At 54.4% G+C, this 14,563-nt stretch carries 11 protein-coding genes and 5 tRNA genes; 14 read left to right on the plus strand and 2 right to left on the minus strand.

Translation table 11 applies throughout. The features are described from left to right. Positions 1 to 6: 6 nt before the first annotated feature. The 3 genes from IDH45_RS22830 to IDH45_RS22840 all read left to right on the plus strand — a co-directional run bounded on the left by IDH45_RS22830 (position 7) and on the right by IDH45_RS22840 (position 672). Complete coding sequence (locus IDH45_RS22830; protein WP_190930445.1) at positions 7 to 480, plus strand: SprT family protein; 474 nt, start codon at positions 7 to 9, stop codon at positions 478 to 480. Positions 481 to 498: 18 nt separating this feature from the next. Further along, positions 499 to 571: transfer RNA gene (locus tag IDH45_RS22835), tRNA-Asn, on the plus strand. Positions 572 to 586: 15 nt separating this feature from the next. After that, a tRNA-Ser gene (locus IDH45_RS22840) sits at positions 587 to 672 on the plus strand. A 92-nt stretch (positions 673 to 764) separates the two neighbouring features. Here IDH45_RS22840 and corA read toward each other — a convergent pair. Beyond that, positions 765 to 1,697 carry a magnesium/cobalt transporter CorA gene (gene corA, locus IDH45_RS22845; protein ID WP_223836893.1) on the minus strand — a complete coding sequence of 311 codons (933 nt, stop codon included), beginning with the start codon at positions 1,695 to 1,697 and terminating at the stop codon, positions 765 to 767. A gap of 286 nt (positions 1,698 to 1,983) precedes the next feature. Between corA and IDH45_RS22850 the strand changes: the two genes are divergently transcribed. The 7 genes from IDH45_RS22850 (at position 1,984) to IDH45_RS22880 (ending at position 7,265) form a co-directional block, all read left to right on the plus strand. Further along, positions 1,984 to 2,058: transfer RNA gene (locus IDH45_RS22850), tRNA-Glu, on the plus strand. Between the two features lie 304 nt (positions 2,059 to 2,362). Further along, positions 2,363 to 2,435 (plus strand) — tRNA-Lys (locus IDH45_RS22855). Between the two features lie 32 nt (positions 2,436 to 2,467). After that, positions 2,468 to 2,549 (plus strand) — tRNA-Leu (locus tag IDH45_RS22860). 167 nt (positions 2,550 to 2,716) lie between these two features. Further along, positions 2,717 to 3,802, plus strand: coding sequence for a lactonase family protein (locus IDH45_RS22865; protein WP_317891267.1), 1,086 nt, complete (start codon positions 2,717 to 2,719; stop codon positions 3,800 to 3,802). Between the two features lie 367 nt (positions 3,803 to 4,169). Beyond that, on the plus strand, positions 4,170 to 5,543 hold the full coding sequence (locus IDH45_RS22870) for a sensor histidine kinase (RefSeq protein WP_190930447.1): 1,374 nt from the start codon (positions 4,170 to 4,172) through the stop codon (positions 5,541 to 5,543). A gap of 224 nt (positions 5,544 to 5,767) precedes the next feature. Beyond that, positions 5,768 to 6,433, plus strand: a complete 666-nt coding sequence (locus IDH45_RS22875) for a response regulator transcription factor (protein ID WP_190930448.1) — start codon at positions 5,768 to 5,770, stop codon at positions 6,431 to 6,433. A 400-nt stretch (positions 6,434 to 6,833) separates the two neighbouring features. Next, a complete protein-coding gene (locus IDH45_RS22880) occupies positions 6,834 to 7,265 on the plus strand; it encodes a thiol-disulfide oxidoreductase DCC family protein (RefSeq protein ID WP_190930449.1) in 432 nt (143 codons plus the stop codon). Positions 7,266 to 7,375: 110 nt separating this feature from the next. Here IDH45_RS22880 and IDH45_RS22885 read toward each other — a convergent pair whose 3' ends face one another. Beyond that, positions 7,376 to 8,254 carry a cytochrome b family protein gene (locus tag IDH45_RS22885; protein WP_190930450.1) on the minus strand — a complete coding sequence of 293 codons (879 nt, stop codon included), beginning with the start codon at positions 8,252 to 8,254 and terminating at the stop codon, positions 7,376 to 7,378. A 200-nt stretch (positions 8,255 to 8,454) separates the two neighbouring features. Here IDH45_RS22885 and IDH45_RS22890 point away from each other — a divergent pair, with 200 nt between their 5' ends. From IDH45_RS22890 to IDH45_RS22905, 4 genes are all read left to right on the plus strand, one after another. Next, the gene (locus IDH45_RS22890) at positions 8,455 to 8,727 is read left to right on the plus strand and encodes a hypothetical protein (RefSeq protein ID WP_190930451.1); all 273 of its coding nucleotides are present in this window, start codon (positions 8,455 to 8,457) and stop codon (positions 8,725 to 8,727) included. A gap of 293 nt (positions 8,728 to 9,020) precedes the next feature. Beyond that, positions 9,021 to 9,326: a hypothetical protein gene (locus tag IDH45_RS22895; RefSeq protein ID WP_190930452.1), complete on the plus strand. Its 306-nt coding sequence runs from the start codon at positions 9,021 to 9,023 to the stop codon at positions 9,324 to 9,326. A gap of 544 nt (positions 9,327 to 9,870) precedes the next feature. Further along, on the plus strand, positions 9,871 to 14,118 hold the full coding sequence (locus IDH45_RS22900; RefSeq protein WP_190930453.1) for a glycerophosphodiester phosphodiesterase family protein: 4,248 nt from the start codon (positions 9,871 to 9,873) through the stop codon (positions 14,116 to 14,118). A 13-nt stretch (positions 14,119 to 14,131) separates the two neighbouring features. Then, complete coding sequence (locus IDH45_RS22905; RefSeq protein ID WP_190930454.1) at positions 14,132 to 14,374, plus strand: hypothetical protein; 243 nt, start codon at positions 14,132 to 14,134, stop codon at positions 14,372 to 14,374. The last annotated feature ends 189 nt before the right edge of the window (positions 14,375 to 14,563 follow it).

A 14,563-nucleotide genomic window follows, 5' to 3' on the forward strand; every position in this document is an offset into this window, starting at 1 on the left:
GGGCGAATGGACGACCGGCAGTTGCAGCAATGGGTGGAGCGGATCTCTCTGCATGATTTCAAACGCCCTTTTCTGCACCGGGCGACATTTAATACGCGTCTGCGGACGACCGGCGGACGATATTTTATGAAGTCCCATCATATCGATATTAGCTGGCATCAATACGAGGCGTTCGGACCGGAAGAAGTCGAGAAAATTATTAAGCATGAGCTGTGTCATTATCATTTGCATTTGCAGCGTAAAGGGTACAAGCATCGGGACGAAGATTTCAAAAAGCTGCTCGCGGAAGTCGGAGGTACGCGTTACTGCCAGTCGCTCGGGATGAAACGAAAGCCGCAGCCTTTTCGGTACAAGCTGGAATGCGTATCGTGCGGCACCTCCTATATGCGCAAACGGAGGATGGACCCGCGTAAATACGCTTGCGGCACATGCAAAGGCAAATTGAAACTGCTCCAGCTTGACTTGGCCGCCGATTCATGATAATTTAACAATATACGTTCCCTGATAGCTCAGTTGGTAGAGCACTCGGCTGTTAACCGAGTTGTCACAGGTTCGAGTCCTGTTCGGGGAGCTTTTTACTTCTCATGGAGAGATACCCAAGAGGCCGAAGGGGGCGCTTTGCTAAAGCGTTAGGGTGTAACAGCCGCGAGGGTTCGAATCCCTCTTTCTCCGTAACACAAAAAGCCGCCGAAGGGCGGCTTTTTTGTTGTTACGTGAGAAAGTTGAGGGAAGAGAACCCGACAGGAGGGGGCGTCGGAGCCCCGTCACATCCACTTCTTCTTTTTATAATAAATCCACATGCCGACGGCCACGGCCGCCATGACGACCCACACGGCCAGATACCCATAGTTCCAGTCCAGCTCGGGCATCCGGTCGAAGTTCATGCCGTAAATCCCAACGATGAATGTTAACGGCATAAAAAACGTGCTGGCAATCGTGAGGGTCTTCATTATTTCATTCATCCGGTCGGATTTCATGTTCATCTGCAGCTCCAGCAGGCCGTTCAGCGATTCCCTGTAAATGTCCAGCGAGTCGACGACGCGCGACAAATGGTCGTAAATATCGACGAAATAAACGTCGGATTCCTGCCGGATATAGGGGAAGTTTTGGTGACCGATCGCGCCGAGCAAAGTCCGTTCCTCCACAAAGATGCGGCGGAGCATGTGAAGCGTCCGTTTCATCCGGAAAATGTCTTGGGCGACGCGAACGTACGGATTGTGGTAAATGGATTGCTCGAGCCGGTCAATCCGATCGTCCAACTGGTAAACGTGCTCCATATATTCGTCCACGCACCGGTCCAAAATATGATACAAAATCCGTCCCGTATACTCCATCTTTCCCTCCACCTGCTGAAACTCCGAGTAGAGATCGTCAAGGAACGGGATATCCTGCTTGTACACCGTGACGATAAAGTTAGTGCCGATAACAATCGCGATTTCGGAGGAGCTCAAATTTTGGTTTAAGCTATAAAAGGAAATGAAGATATGATCTTTGTAACGGTCCATCTTAGGACGCTGATTCATCTTAATGCAATCCTCGACGAGCAGCGGGTGGCAGTGGAATACGTCTTGAAGAAGGTGCTGCAGTTGTTCCGGCTCGGGGGCGCGGAGACGGATCCAGGCTACTTCGTCCGGGGCGGGCAGCCTCACCGGTTCTTCAAGCACACTTTGGTTCGATTTATGATACACAAGCATCATCCGGATCACCTCCAATATGGAAAAAGCATAGCACATTCGGATTGTTTCATAAAATTGAAGTTGGTGCTTAAACGTTCAACTGCTGCAGCAATGGTGTCCTTTAATACCCGGAGATGGAAGTCGTAGAACAAGGGTGAGTTGAAGCGCGGTTCAGCCCGCCAAGAATCAGGTTTGAGGTCATGCCGTTTCTCCAAAAAACGCTTTGAAAAAGTGCTTGTCAATGTCTCCTAATTCCGATATAATAACACTTGTCGCTTTGAAGGGCGGCAGTAGAATCAAGCAACAGGGCCCGTTGGTCAAGGGGTTAAGACACCTCCCTTTCACGGAGGTAACAGGGGTTCGAATCCCCTACGGGTCACCATTTCTTAAGTGGGAATAGGTTCGTCGGAGCTTGGCTTCGTAAGGAATCGCTTCGCAGTCTCGGAGCGCCAGCGGAGAGTATCCCCTACGGGTCATCATCTATGCAATAACTTCGCTTGGGATGAGAACCTATTAGGTTCGTCGGAGCTTGGCTTCGTAAGGAACCGCTTCGCAGTCTCGGAGCGTCAGCGGAGAGTATCCCCTACGGGTCACCATTTCTTCATCTTCATATTTCATGGGGACGAGCATCTAAGGCTTGTCACAGCAGAGCCCCTTAACATGCAACAAGGTCGGGGCATATCCATGAGCCATTAGCTCAGTTGGTAGAGCACCTGACTTTTAATCAGGGTGTCGTAGGTTCGAGTCCTACATGGCTCACATTTCCTTTAACTAACATCTATCTCCGATTTGCGGTCGTGGTGGAACGGCAGACACGCTATCTTGAGGGGGTAGTGCCCATCGGGTGTGAGGGTTCAAATCCCTCCGACCGCATATACCAAGAGTCCTTGACTAGCTCAAGGGCTCTTTCCTTTTATTCGCAATGCGCAGGATGTCCCTCGCAACATGCAGTTTGCTTTCCTTCCACCCGGAAGTGTACATTAATAGAGATACCGGTACAATTGGAAAACTAACGGATGGCCAAGAGGAGGAAACAAGACGTGGCGGACAATCAGGGGAAAATGCTCGTATTTATCGGTTCGTATGCGGAGGCGGCGAACAGCGGGGTGTATGTGTATCAGCTGGATACCGAATCGGGGGCGCTCTCGCAGCTCGATCAGGTTTCCGGATTGCAAAATCCGACCTTCCTAAGCCTCGATGCCAAGGCGCGGAAGCTGTATGCGATTGCGGAAAAGCTGGAGGACGGACAGCGTAAAGGGGCCGCTGTAGCTTTTGAGATCGACTCGGCGGCCGGCAAGCTGACGGAGCTGAACCGTTCGGTCACGGTGAATACGTCGACCTGTCATATTCAGCGGAGCGCGGATAACCGCTTCTTCATTGTGGCGAGTTACGGCGGCGGTCAGGTGGGCATGGTCGCACTTCAGGAAGACAGAACGATCGGGCCGCTGCTCGATGCGAAGCAGCATGCGGGAAGCAGCGTTCATCCGGAGCGCCAGGAACGGCCGCACCCGCATTCGGCTTTTTTCAGCCCGGATCAGCGGTTCGTGTTCGTGCCGGATCTGGGGATGGACCGGATCGTAGGTTACCGGATCGATGCCGGGGCGGGCAAGCTGGAGCCGCATGGCGAGACGGCTGTACAGCCTGGGGCGGGTCCGCGGCATCTCGTCTTTCATCCGAACGGTAAATACGTGTATGTCATTAACGAGCTGGATTCCACCGTCACTTCGTTCCTTTACGAGGCTTCGGCGGGGACGATGGAGAAGCTGGAGATTGTGTCCACGCTGCCTGCCGGATTCGAGGGCGAGAATGCGTGTGCGGAGATTCAGATTTCGCCGGACGGGAAATACGTGTACGGGTCCAACCGGGGGCACGATTCGATCGTCGTATATGCGGTCGATCCGGATTCGGGCGTTTTGACGCCTGTGGACTATACGTCCACCAGAGGAGGACATCCCCGTCACTTTTCGCTCTCGCCGGACGGTGCGTTTCTGATCGCCGCTAACCGCGATACGGATAATCTGGTCGTGTTTCGCGTCGACCGGAGCACCGGCAAGCTGGAATTCACCGGACATACGGCGCAAGCGTCCAAGCCGGTTTGTGTGAGAATGGCCGTATTCGCCGACTAAACTCACTTTCTCCTTCAAAGGATGATTTTTGGGAGCACGGCGCTTACGGGGTCCAGGAGCGGCAGGAAAGAGGGCGGGATCGGCCGCGCGTATATACAGTCGCAGGTAGGGGGGCAAGCTCGGGGGCGCGCAGACGCGGCATGTGCCTTGGATAGCGCCTTGCCGGGCCCCTATGATGCATACTCTATGATGGAAAGCAGTCTTCTCTTCGTTCCGGGAGGCTGCTTTTTTTCTTCTTTGCGCTGGAAAGGGTTGGATTCGCGTGCGTCCCCCGCCCCTCTTGAAATCCGTTTGAGTCAAAGGGTATGATCGTGCTAGAGAGGTACCCGCAATCCGGCATGCAGCGACTAGGAGAGGGTGAGGAAGCATGCTTGTTTATTTTGCGGCGCTGCTGGCGGCTGCATGCGTGTTATACAAGCTGCATCCGCAGCGGGAGGCCAACCGGTGGGCCGCTTTTTTTCTGCTGTTTGCGAGCACCGGCGGTCTGGCCGGTTATATCCGGGACGATCTTCTGTTCAAGCTGACGGAACGAGCGGGAACGAGTATGTGGTCCGACTTCGCTGCTTTTGCGGCAAAAGGGCTGGCGACGCTCAACCATACGTTAACGCCGTACGGCGTGCTGGTGTTTGCTCTCGTGTATGCGGAACGGTTCTCTCGCAAAGTCCGGGCCAAGCTGAAGCTGCTTCTGCTCCTTCCGGCCGCCGCGGCCGCAGCGGTGTACTGGACGATTCCGGACGAGCGCGCTTTTTTCCTTACGCTGCTCTTCTGGGCCGTACCTTATTATGCTTGCTCCTGCTGGCTGCTCGTCTCGGCGTACAGGTGCGAGCCGTCTGCCTGGAAAAGGCGCGAGAAGCTTGCAGTTGCAGTGCTGGCGGTGCCGACTTTGGCGGCTATTGCGGTATTGATTAATGTAGCGAACGTATGGGAGCCGGGGTTCCGTTTTTTTCATTACATCGCTTTTTTTATCGCCTACTCGCTGCTCGCGGGCGTGGCGTTTGCTTTTGGCTCCGGCGTGCTGGGGGTTAAGGTGCGTCTGGAGAAAGATCCGCTGGAAAGCGCGGTGACGGCCGTCAGTTCGGGAACGGCGATGCTGAACCATACGATCAAAAACGAAATTGCTAAAATCTCGATGTCCGCGGAAAATATTAAGTTTGCGCTTGGACAGCAGGATGCGGAGACGGCGGAACAGCTCGACCTGATCGTCCGATCGGCGGATCATATGAAACAGATGGTAGCCCGTATACACGGGCAGATGCAGGAGATCGTGCTGGAGGAGCGGCCGAATCGGCTGAGTGTCCTGATTGAGCAAAACGTGCGATCGCGGTCTGCCGAATTGGAGCGAAGCGGGATCAGGGTAGAAACGGACTTCGAATGTGATCCGATCGTTCTGTGTGATCCGGTTCATGTGGGCGAAGTGATCTCCAATCTGGTCACCAATGCCATGGAAGCGATGCCGGGCGGAGGAACTTTGCATGTCAGGATCGCCGCCTCCAAACGATATGTGGAGCTGTCGCTGCGGGACAACGGGCCGGGCATTCCGCAAGACCGGCTGGCGCGCGTGCTGGAGCCTTTTTATACAACCAAGAAACATACCGGCGGCGGAGGAAACTTCGGGCTTGGGCTGACGTACGGCTACCAGGTGATGCAGAAGATCGGCGGCTCGATTGAAGTGACAAGCCGGGAAGGGGCGGGAACGGTCGTGACGCTCCGATTTCCAGGAAACAAGCGGTTGGAAGGTTAATCCATGGACTGAGAAGTCTAAACGTCTGCCATAGGGAGCCGGGCCGGGTACGTACAACCCGGAGCTGTAGAGGCGTCGGCTGGCGTGGAGCGAGCGACCTGGGGAAGCGGCGGTTGCGGGGTTCGGAAGCACAGCTTGGATAGTGACCACAAGAGTGAATTCGAGTGGTTGGGAGGTACCGAACCCCGGGAAGAGCAAAGATTCGTTCGAGAGGAGGGAACAAGATGCAGCCGATCAAAATACTCATTACGGAGGACGATCCGGACTGGATCAAAGCGATGACCGCTTTTCTGAACAAGGAAGCGGACATGCTGGTCGTCGGCGCTGCGACGAGCCGTGAGGAGGCGGTCCGGCTGGCGGGTACGCTCGAATTCGATGTGGCATTGATGGATATATGCCTGACGCCGGGGCAGGTGGACGGGATTTATGCCGCGATGGAGCTGCTGGAGGTGCGGCCGGCGAAGGTCATTATGCTGACCTCGCTTGAGGAGGAATCGGTTATTACAAGAGCATTTACCGCCGGAGCGGTTCAGTATGTGGTAAAGACGGACTACCGTAGCCTGCCGCAAACGATCCGCACCGTCATGCGAAGCTCAAATCCGATGGAAGTGCTGCTGAAGGAGTTTGCCCGGCTGAAACGGGAGGAGCAGTTGAAGGAGCTGACCGGTGCAGAGCGGGAGCTGTTCGGGCTGCTGGAGGCCGGATACACCCAAAGGGAGATCGGCGGCAAGCTGTATAAAGCGGAAAGTACGCTGAAAAACCAGGTAAACAAAATGCTGAAAAAGCTCCGGGTGAAAAGCAGCAAGGAAGCGGTGGCGAAGGTGCGGCGCGGGGGGCTTGTTCCGGAGGCGGAGAAGCCGGAAAACGGCGGTCGCGAACGTGACGGGTGACGGCGCCAGCGATATGCGTAGGCAGACGAACGCAGCCGGACGAACAACCGGACAAACACAACCGGGAAGCTATCTAGTACTTCGCGCATTCTTAACATGTCCGATGTTTCGCTGTGTGACGACGGTGGAATCGTGGTCCCAGGCCGGTCGGTTCAGAAGAAACGCGGAGTTTGTACCATTCAACCGGCGTGGGCCCCGTCCGTTCCTGGAGCTTTTGATAACTAAAGAAATAAGTGCCTGCTGCGCACCGGAGCCGGGGACGGGGTCCGTTTCAGACCGAGGTACTACAGAATCTAGTACCTGTTTGGCATACCGTTATAGCAAATTTGGAACTGCAGCGCAAAGGCCGGAACGAGGTACAATACGAGTACAGGGGCGGCCGGAAAGGCGGGGAACGGTCATGGCGGGGCAAGTTCGCGAAGGAAACTACGATGTCATTTTGTATGACGGTTATTGCGCGATGTGCAGCTGGATCGTCCGTTTTGTGGTTAAACGGGACCGGCGCGCCCTCTACCGGTTTGCTGCTCTGGACTCGGCTGCGGGTAAAGCTTTGCTGGAACAAGCGGGGCAAACCGGCAGCTCCGGTGAGGCGGCGCGGGATACGTTTAGGCTGATCCGGGACGGGCGGGTGTATATCAAGTCCAGAGCGGCCTTGGAGGTTGCACGGAAGCTGGGCGGGTTGTGGCCGGTTCTGTACGCGTTCGCAGCGGTTCCTGCACCGCTCAGGGACTTGGTATACGATACGGTTGCCCGCAACCGGTACCGCTGGTTTGGCCGCAACGAGTGCTGTTTGCTGCCGTCTCCGGAAGTGAGGGACCGCTTTTTCCAATAGTTAATGAAGGCAGGCACGGTCGCAACGACGGCAACACGATGGCGAAGCGGCCAGCGCGTAATCCGATCGGCATCAAGCCGCTTAATTCGAGAGGTACGGAGCAAAACGCCTTATGAATCAAACAAATAATCCGCCCGCTCGTCGCAGCCATGGGGCGATCCGGATCCGCACGCCGCCAGCCAATATCCTAAAACCGGAAGCCTGGACGGTTCGATGGGGCTGATGCCGGTCTCCCGGAGTATAAACGATTTCGTATTCTTGATGCCGTAGTTTACGGAAGCGCCGTCAGCCTTCAGGCTGTAATACGGAAAGTCCGTGCTAGGTTTAAGTGACGCCAGCTCCGTATCGTCCAGTTTTTGCAGGAAACGGCTTACCGGGATCGACCGGTCGAATTGTACCCATCCGCCATCCAAACGATTCCGCTTCACTATTACTTTGGATTTTCCCGGATCGAGCTCGGCCCGGTAGTAGATGAAGCCATCCGAACGTTTTTCGATCCATTCGTACCGAAGTCGCTGCAAATCTCCATCCGACTTGTACCTAGCCTCAAACCGTTCCAGCCGCGTATCGCCCGTGATAGCCAGCTTGGAGGTCACACTCTGCCAGTGGTGTCGGAAATCAATCGCAAACAGATTGCCGGCGGGCGCTGCAACGGTAATGTCGCGCTCATAGATCATCCTCTCCCAAGTGGGAGCTGCTGCGTTCAGCAAAAACAGACAAAGACCGAATAAAGCGGCGCGGCGCTTCACTTTCGGGTTCGTGCGGGGTCGGGCCAAAAACAGCAGATACAAAAGAAAGCCAACGGGAAGACGAATCCCGTTCAAGATAAAAGTAGAAGCTCCAAGCGCGGAATAACCAAACAGCTTCAAGAACAGATAAGGCTCATGTTCCTGTTTGCCGCGGGCGATCCAGCCCAGCAGAAGGAGCGATGCGGCGATCGCAATCGCGAAAGACCCCCATTTTAAACCGGGATGTTCGAACATAACCATCAATCTCCTCCCTTGCCGGTCCAACGTTGTTTCTCCCATTATAGTGGAACCGCAGAACCGGGTACCATAAATATTTGGTCCAATTCGGCAGTTGGAGTTCGTGAAACTTTTACATCCAATTGACGGCGGGTTAATGATCGGGCGGCATACTGGAAAGGAAGTATGATGACTAGCCGACGAGTGGAGGAGGAAGAAGCGTCATGGTGAGAATGGACCTCAGAAAGGCGAAGCGTGGACCTGGCGTCGTGAACGAAATTACGATTCGGGCGGCGAAACGGCTGCGGCGCAGGCTGAAAAGGCTGAGAACGGTGCTTGTTCAGGGAAGTCTCTTGCGGAATGCAGCAAGCCGTACGTTGCTCCCGGCGCGTATGTATGGCTGCATAACGGCGGCCGGTCGGCCAAGCGGCATGCTCAAGTTTAGCCGGGCAGCTGGAAAAAGCCGCTCTCACAGGTCGGAACGTCCGCTCGACTAAAGTCGGGGTTTGCAGACAGTCCCGGGTCCGTTTTGCATCCGGCCGCTTTCCGGTATTGTTGAGCTATAAGTGCGAGTTCAAAAAGTCCGGTTTTCAGCACCGAGAAGATGGGATGAAGCTAGGAAATGAGGAGCGGAGCGTAGTGGGAGTTACGTGAGCACCGGAAGTTCCGGCTGAATTCCATATTCGATGTCGAGTACGCTTCCTGATCGGCTTCCTGATCGGCTTCGTGATCAAAAGTGGACTTTTTGAATAACCTCTATAAGAACAATAGTGGAACGGGGTAGACGATCGTGATGAAGACGGGAACGGTGACCATCGAACGGAATACGCGGGAAGCGGCGCGGCGTGAGAAAGAAACGTTGCTGCAGCTTATCGGCTCTGCGTTTACGGCTTGGCTTGGCAAAAGCGCGGAAGCCTTGACACGTTTCGGTGACGAGACCGAATCGCCGCATCCGGGTGCGACTGCTCCTTCCGAGTCGGAAATACGCGAGATCCGGCAGCGGATTGACTATATGCGAGCCAAAATGGACCGGTTCGGCTGTGTGGCGAAATCCCGGACGGGGCAGGAGCGCGGCCGAATGGATAGGGAGGGCTGAGCCGGCGGTTTTGCCTGGCAAAAGTACCTTGGCACGATCCGGAGTAATCTTAACTGTTTTTCCGAGACACCAGAATGATGATAATAACCTCTCCTATGGGATGCAAGCCCAACTTTCTCCTGCAAACCGCTTCCTTCCGCCTTTACTCGGTATTCTGAATGAACTCTACAGAGCATGGAGCTGCTCTGTTTACCCGCTAGCCTCTTCTTTTGCCAGGTGCAATCCCCCAAAAAAGATTTGAGTATGCTGCTGTCTCTAACTCCGTACCTCAAACCTTCATTTTCCATGGCCAATCAAGATCCGCAAATGTTCCCCTACATCGTAAGCCTCTCTTACCCGTGACGGTCCAACTCAATAATATATTAACCTGAAGATAATTCTCCGCATACAAAATTAGTTTAACTTAATAGCTGTGTTGATTGTGTTACCAATCTGCGACCGGGAATGAGGGGATGCGCAATAATGAAAAACTGAAAAATAATGGAGGTATTTGTGGTTTAGAAAAGGTTTCATCTTTAGATATTCCGGGAGAGGAATGTGAGGCATGAGACGCGGAAAAAAAACAGTGTCATCTATACTTGCTATCGCTATGTTGGCTGGCTTGCTCCCTGCCTATGCGGATCGGGCGGAGGCGGCCGAGGGGCGTAAGGAGCTGCCGATCCGGCAAACGCTGGCGGAGCCGATCATCGACGGCAATTTGGACGAGTCCGTATGGTCGCTGAACGGGAACGTTCAGACCGTACTAAGCGCGGAAGGCGCCGATTCTCTTCAATCCAGGTTCGGCATGGTGTGGGACAACAAGCATCTGTACATCGGCGTAGCGACGGAAGATCCCAATTTGTCCAAAAGCCCGAACGTCGATAAGGATCCGACTAATACGCCGGACGATTACTATTGGGATCATCCGAACGTGACGATTTTTCTCGACCCGCAGCTTCACCAATCTACGCCCTACCAAGGCAAAGACGTGCAGCTCGGCTTCGTATACAAATCGGGTACGTCGACCCCGTATTTCAGCTTCGGCGCGGCCGACACGAACAAAAACCGGGACGAAAAGCAAATATTGCGGGCAATCCGCAAAACGGATAAAGGTTGGAATCTGGAGACGGCCATTCCCTGGAAGTTCCTCGATTTTGATCCGCATCTGATGAAACAAATCGGGATGGAATTGACGGTCGGTTCGAGTTTTGTAAACGGCGAAGGGAAAATGGTGAAACCGAGCAAAGCTTGGAGCGCGTTCGAAAGGCAGTCGTTCTGGAACGATACTTACGGCTTCGGTATCGTCAAGCTGGACGGATCGAATCCGGTAACGGGCTTCACAAGCGACGTATTGCTGGAAGAAAGCTTTGACGGTTATGCGGACGGGCAAATTCCGTTCGGGTGGATTTCGAACGTAAACGCCGGCAGCAGTCCGTTCGGAGTCGTAAATAACGTATACGGCGACGGCAGGCTCGTGTTTGACGGTAACTCAACAGGCGAGCAAGCTCGAATTTTTGCTCCCGTGCAGTGGGACAACTACACCGTGGAAGCCGAACTGCAGTTCCAGGGAGCGGTTAATACGGGACGCTGGGCGTCTCTAATGTTCCGCGCTCCGTCCGCCGGCTTGCATCCGTACAACCAGATGGCCATGAGACAAAACGGCACGTACGAGATCGCTTTCCGGAATGCGAACAACGGCTGGGATGTGCCGGTTACCGGGAGCTGGGGCAAAGCTCTGGAGTTGAACAAGGACTACTCATTCAAAGTGAGAGCATTCGATCACAATGTGAAGCTTTACATAAAAGAAGTGGATAAACCGGCATACGATCTGCTGACCGACAAGTGGATGAGCAGTCTGCTGCTGGAGAGGGGCAAAGTCGGGTTTCAAGCCGATCAAAGCAAAATTTCGGTTAATCACTTGAAGGTGACGCGCATTCGGGCAGAGCATATCCAGCTTGCGCTTCCTGCGCAAGTGGAGGCGCTGTCGGGGCCGATTGCAGCGGCAAACGAAGTCGTGTTTTCCGACGGGATCAAGGAATCGGTTCCTGTCGATCGGATCAAGTGGTATTCCTCGGATTCGGCGATTATCCGGGTAGTGAACAATCAGCTGGTCCCCTTAAAGGAAGGTACGGCGGAAGTGACGGCGGTGTACGACAATGCTTCGGCTACTCGCCAAATCCAGGTAATGGCGTCGTTGTCCGGCAAGCAAGTAACGACGCTTCGGCATGAGCCCGGCTATTTGCTGGCGAACGTCGATCAAGCAGTCGATTTGAACACGATTGAATTCCAAGCCGATTTCAACGATTTTACGACAGGGACGGTAAAAGGCAGCGAGCTTACCTGGAGCACGGACGGCAGCGGCGTCGTTATGAACGGCGGGACACTGACGGCAAAGCAGAAAGGGCTGCACAAAGTGCGCGCAACCGTCGGCGCGGCGGCCGTCGACTTGCTGGTGGCTGCCAAGCCGGCTGCGGAAGGCGAATATGTGCTGTACGAGAGCGATTTTGCGGGTGTGGCGGACGGCTCGCTGCCGGACGGGTGGAAAGTGATCGAACAACCGGCCGGTACGAGCGCGGGCGTCAAGAACGGCGTTTTCGAGATCGATGCGACGGTGCCGGGGACTGCAATGCGCGTGTTGCTTCCGGACGAACTGAAGCTGTTCGGCAACTATAAGATCGAAGCCGAAGCGACGCATGCCAAGGCAAACGATTCGTCCCGCTGGCATTCGGTCATGTTCCGGGTGCAAAATGACAACTATCCTTATTACCAAATGGCTGTACGGCAAAATGCCGCCGCTTCGAATGGCGTGGAATTCGCCGAACGGACACCGGCAAACGGCTGGAATGTCATGGAAGCCAAGTCGTACAAGGAAGCGATTCAGCCGGAACAATTTTACCGGTATACGATTAAGGCGCATAATGAACGCGTACAGGAATTCATTAACGATGCATTGATCGTTAACACCGGCATGGCGCATGCATATGCGAAAGGCGGCATCGGGCTGCAGGCAAACGGCAGCTTGATGAAAGTGGCGCGCGTGAAAGTGACTTTGCAGCAGGAAGCTTTGCCGAAGCTGCCGGACAGCAGTTTTGCGAACGTTGTGGAGCCACTAACCAAAATATCGCTCGCGCCAAGTATTATCGGAGCGGTCGAGAGTGCTGGGCAGAACTGGACGATCAATCCGGACAAGCGTCCGGCTACCGTTATTTTGCATGTGAACGAGAGCTTGCAGGTAACCGGCGTCAAGCGGAGAGAAGTTTTGATGCCGCTGGGGGACGCTTTGCAGAAGCTTGACGGTAAAACGATTCCCGCTTTTTATGTGCACGATTCGGCTACGGTAGCGAAGCTCGTCGAATATTTGAAAGCCGAAGGGATCGCCGATGCGTTCATCGTCTCCGACCAGCCGGCGCTGGTCAAAGAGGCGCGTACCGCTTATCCGATCATTCGCGGAATAATCGACTTCCCGCATGCCGCGGCAAATTTAACGCATAAGCAGCTGATGGATATCCGGAGAACGACGAACGCCAATCTGGCGAAAATCGCGCTTTTGCCTGAGCGATCCGCATCGCAGGAACATGTAGAATATTTGCAGGAAAGGCTCATTACCGTTTGGGCGAAGCATACGGGAAGGGGGCCGCTTCCGAATGAGATTGCTCATCACAAGCTGATAACTTCCGGCGTTAACGGAATCGTTACCCTCTCCCCGGACACGCTGCATGATGTACTCGGGACGTACGACAAGAACACTACGCTCGTACGCAAGCCATGGATTATCGGACACCGCGGGATCCCGGCGCTGGCGCCGGAAAACACGCTCGAAGGCGCGGTGCTCGCTTATGAGAAGGGCGCGGATATCGTCGAGAACGACATCTATATAACGAAAGATGACAAAGTCGTCATTATGCACGATACGACGCTGGATCGGACGACGAACGGTACGGGCAGCATCGAGAACTATACGCTAGCCGAACTGAAGCAGCTTCTTGCGAACAAGCAGTTTCCCGAACAATATCCCGATGCCCGCATACCTACATTGGAAGAATATTTCCAGGAATTCAAAGGGAAAGACTTGCTTCATTTTATTGAAATCAAGACGTACAATCCGAAAGTCATCGATCCGATGCTTGCTTTAATCGAGCAATATGACGTGGAGGACCAGGTCGTCATGATTTCGTTCATCGGCGATCAAATCAAGCGGGTAAACGAGAAAATGCCTGGCATGTCACTCGGCCTCCTGACCGGGGGGCAAGCGAACGACAACGATATTTCCCGGTCGCTCTACCGCGTATTGGATACGATTCAACCGTTGAACACGACATTTAACACCAGCTATCCGGGATTCGGCAAACCTTTTCTCGAAGCGTCCAAACATCGCGGAATTACGATTTGGCCGTGGACTTACAGGGACATGAACGATTATAAGAACGCTTTTGCGATGGGCGTTTACGGCTTGACTACGGACTATAACCATTGGTCCTCCGATTGGGCGGACCGGATTCGTCCGTCGAGGCAAAAAGTCCAGCTGATGGTCGGCGGACAGGCCGAGCTGAAGGCGGATGTACGTACGTATGCCGGCGCCACAATGAACGTAACGCCGGAAATCGTCGTACTAAGCGGCCGCGATATAATCGAGGCAAGCGGCGGCAAGGTGACGGCCAAAGCGAACGGCACCGCATACGTAACGCTTCGCTACACGAATACGTCGGGCGGTTCTCCGGTCTACGATATTTACACGCAGCCTGTAGCGATCGAGGTGAAGGAGGAAGAGGAGACGTCCGCCAAAGCCGACACCACCACCAAAGCCGGCACCTGAATCGGACGGACGAATGACAGCCGATGTTAAGCTCGATGAAGCACCCTCGGCCGCAAAGGCGGAAATCGACGCGGAAGCTTTGGCGAAGGCGCTGAACGAAGCCGAAGCCGGCGAAGTTAAAGGGACAAAAGGGGCGCAGAACATCGAAGTGATGCTGCCGACAGCAGGACTCACCGATCCAAGCGCCAAGCATCAAATTGAGCTTGTTACGGAGCACGGTGTTGTGCGACCAGAGCGGAAACGGCCGTACTGCTGAACCGTATTCTGAACAAGCTCTATAAATAAGGCTTCCGGAAGTTAAAATTCAGAATGTGAAGCGTCTGTGCCGTCGAATACGGCTTCGAGTATCCGCAGAAGAGAAGAACCGTTCCGCTTGCCGGGCGGTTCTTTGCTTTTATTAACATTCTTTACCAGGAAAGCCTCCTTACGAAGCGGAAAGTTTGGG

The organism is Paenibacillus oceani (genome assembly GCF_014705615.1).
GTDB lineage: Bacteria > Bacillota > Bacilli > Paenibacillales > NBRC-103111 > Paenibacillus_AB > Paenibacillus_AB oceani.